Genomic DNA, 2,835 nt, shown 5'->3' with positions numbered 1-2,835 from the left:
GGCTATGTTCCGGCTTTGATCACTGACGATGGTGAGATCATTACAGAAAATCCTGCTGTGCTGCAGTATCTGGCCGATCAGTCACCCGATGCGGGACTCGCACCACCAAATGGTACGCTGGAGCGCACTCGGCTTCAGGAAGCCCTCAATTTCGTATCGTCTGAGCTGCATAAATCCTTTGGCCCGTTTTTTTCGGGTAAAGAGCTTGAAGGTGAGGAAAGGAAGAAGGCCGAGGCTGGTGTCGGACGCCGTGCCGCGCATATCGAACAACGTCTTGGTGACGGTCGCGCCTTTCTTCTCGGCGATACTTTCACCGTCGCGGACGCCTATGCTTTTGTGGTCCTCAACTGGGCAGGGTTTGTTGGGGTAAACCTTGCCGCCCATCCAAAAACCCAAGCTTACGTGACACGCATCGCGGCGCGTCCGGCCACGATCAAGGCAATGGTCGCAGAGGGTCTCATGGAGCAGGCAGCATGACAGAATTTGCCATACTAACAGGCGTGTTGGAGACCTATTTTGATGGCCTCTATCACGCCGACATTGAAAGGCTGGGACACGCCTTCCACCCGAAAGCGATCTACGCAACGGCGGACGAGGTGCCGCTGTTATATCGCACGATGGATGAATATTTCCCCTTGGTGGCGAAGCGCGTATCCCCGGCATCGCGCGATGAACCCCGGCGTGACGTGATCGAGTCCATAGAGTTCGCGGGCGAGAACACTGCCTTTGCCCGTGTGAGGTGTTCCATCGGTACGAAGGATTTTATCGACTTCCTGACCCTTGTGCGAACCGATGGCGAATGGCGGATCATGGCCAAAATTTTCCAAATCACTGAACGCGAGTCCTGAAAGGAGCCGATATGCCCTATGTAAACATCAAGGTAACCCGCGAAGGGGTTACCACCGATCAGAAAGCCGAGTTGATCAGCGGCGTTACCGACTTGCTGGTCCGGGTTCTCGACAAGTCTCCGGCGACGACCTTTGTTGTAATCGACGAAGTTGCGCTTGAGGATTGGGGGGTTGGCGGCCTACCAGTCGAACAATACAGACGCAAAGCGGCGAGTTGACCAAAATGTCCATTCGCACATCTCTTTGCGATCTGTTTGACATTGAACATCCGGTTCTGTTGGCACCGATGGCGGGTGTCAGCGGTGGCGCACTTGCCGCCGCAGTCAGCCGGGCTGGTGGTTTGGGTTTGATCGGTGGTGGCTATGGCGACGCCGATTGGCTCGCTCGCGAGTTCGACGCTGCGGGCGATGCGCGGATCGGGGTAGGCTTTATCACGTGGTCACTGGCTCGGCAGCCTCATCTGCTGGATCTGGTCCTTGAGCGTACGCCCGCAGCACTGGTGCTTTCGTTTGGTGATTTTCAACCGTTTCTTGGCAGAATCAGGGACAGACAGACGAAACTTATCGTTCAGGTGCAGACGTTGGATCAAGCGAGCGAAGCTGTGGATGTCGGCGTCGACGCCATCGTGGCACAGGGCACCGAGGCGGGCGGACACGGCGGTACCAGAGCAACATTGCCTTTCGTTCCGGCGGTCGCAGACATCGCAAAGCAAATACCGGTGATAGCTGCAGGAGGCATCGCCGATGGACGTGGTCTCGCTGCGGCTCTGGCTCTTGGGGCCTCGGGCGTGTTGTGCGGAACTGTCTTTTTTGCGAGCAATCAATCGCTGGTGAGCGACAACGCCAAGCAGGCCGCCCTTTGTGGCAGCGGTGACGAAACAGAACGCAGTTCCGTATTCGACATAGCGCGCGGGCTAGATTGGCCAGACGACTGGAACCTCCGCACGATGCGAAATGCCTTCACCCATCAATGGAGCGAAGACATTGGGGGCCTCAAGCAAAACCTTGCCGAAGAGAAAGCTCGTTTTGAAGCAGCCCGGGAGGTGAATGACACAGACATCGCCCCGGTGATTGTCGGTGAAGCCGCTGATCTCATTCGAACTATCGAACCAGCGCAAGATACTCTTCACGGAATGATTTCGCAGGCCGAAGATCGTTTGCGACACCTAAGCAGACTTGTCGATTCAAATAGAAAAGGACACCTACGATGAAGAAAATCAAGGGAAGTTGCCTGTGCGGAGTGGTCTCCTTCGAGGTCACAAACACGTTCGAAAAATTGTTTCTGTGCAGTTGTGATCAGTGCCGCCAGATCACGGGATCAGCCTTTGCATCGAACCTGTTTGTGGGCATCAAAGGGTTCGACTGGCTGAACGGCATTGATGATATCATCAAGTACCAAGTGCCAGGGCGGGATATCTCTAAATCGTTCTGTCGGGTCTGCGGGTCCGGCGTCCCCTGGGCGAATGGGAATGGAACGAAGATGATCGTCCCGGCCGGTTCTCTGAACGAGCCGGTAAACGTTGTCGAACGGATCAGAATATTCGCCTCTGAACAGCCCATTTGGGCGTCCGAGCTAGAGCAAACCCCCGCACATGCAGAATTTCCGGATCTCTCGTAATTTGGACTTATCGAGCCAAATCACTGGATTCAAATTTCAGCGCAACATCCAGAATGGAAACATCATGATAACCTGTCACGTGACCTACAATATCGACCCTGCCAAAGTCGCTGAATTTGAGGTCTATGCAAAAGCTTGGATTCCTCTGGTAGAGCGATTTGGGGGTATGGGCCGGTCTATCTCCGCAATGAAGTCGAAGAGATCTTGGAATGACGCCTCTCAGTCAATGTTGCAGGCTAGAAACCGCGCAGTCGTGGGAAAAGCATGCGCCGGGCTGCTATGTTGGGGTCAACTTCTTATCAGCAAAAACGCACAGATCGTGAAGATTGAAGGGCTAGAAGTGCGATGACAAACTTCTTGACAGGAATTC

At 54.7% G+C, this 2,835-nt stretch carries 5 protein-coding genes; all 5 read left to right on the top strand.

The genetic code is table 11. The annotated features are described in order from the left end of the window. Positions 1-477, top strand: a 477-nt coding sequence (locus tag QZ522_RS18890; protein WP_294615283.1) for a glutathione binding-like protein, incomplete at its 5' end; no start/stop codon positions are given. Beyond that, positions 474-848: a nuclear transport factor 2 family protein gene (locus QZ522_RS18885; protein ID WP_294615280.1), complete on the top strand. Its 375-nt coding sequence runs from the start codon at positions 474-476 to the stop codon at positions 846-848. The genes QZ522_RS18890 and QZ522_RS18885, both read left to right, overlap by 4 nt. 11 nt (positions 849-859) lie before the next feature. Then, the gene (locus tag QZ522_RS18880) at positions 860-1,066 is read left to right on the top strand and encodes a 4-oxalocrotonate tautomerase family protein (RefSeq protein WP_158981789.1); all 207 of its coding nucleotides are present in this window, start codon (positions 860-862) and stop codon (positions 1,064-1,066) included. Between the two features lie 5 nt (positions 1,067-1,071). Beyond that, the gene (locus tag QZ522_RS18875; protein ID WP_294615274.1) at positions 1,072-2,058 is read left to right on the top strand and encodes a nitronate monooxygenase; all 987 of its coding nucleotides are present in this window, start codon (positions 1,072-1,074) and stop codon (positions 2,056-2,058) included. After that, positions 2,055-2,465 (top strand): GFA family protein, encoded by a 411-nt coding sequence (locus QZ522_RS18870; RefSeq protein WP_294615271.1) that lies wholly within the window; start codon positions 2,055-2,057, stop codon positions 2,463-2,465. Before QZ522_RS18875 ends, QZ522_RS18870 begins: the two co-directional genes overlap by 4 nt. Positions 2,466-2,835 lie beyond the last annotated feature (370 nt).

The organism is uncultured Roseovarius sp. (assembly GCF_913054395.1).
GTDB lineage: Bacteria > Pseudomonadota > Alphaproteobacteria > Rhodobacterales > Rhodobacteraceae > Roseovarius.
This window is presented reverse-complemented; position numbering and strand designations above follow the sequence as displayed.